The 232-nt window shown below is 65.9% G+C and carries 1 pseudogene; it reads left to right on the forward strand.

From position 1 onward, the window contains the following. A pseudogene (locus tag ACXAG8_RS18515) lies at positions 1-232 on the forward strand (electron transfer flavoprotein subunit alpha/FixB family protein); the annotation flags it as partial.

Raw genomic sequence — 232 nt, forward strand, 5'->3', positions numbered from 1 at the left:
TCTATGCGGGCAACGCGATCCAGACCGTGAAATCGAACGACGCCAAGAAGGTTGTCACCTTCCGTACCGCCAGCTTTGACGCGGCGGGCGAAGGCGGCTCGGCCCCGGTTGAAACCGTCGCGGTTCCGGGCTCCGAAGGCCTGTCGGAATGGGTCGAGGACAAGGTTGCCGAAAGCGACCGCCCCGAGCTGACCTCGGCCGGTGTTGTTGTTTCGGGCGGGCGCGGTGTCGG

This window comes from Ruegeria sp. ABD4_443 (assembly GCF_056160865.1).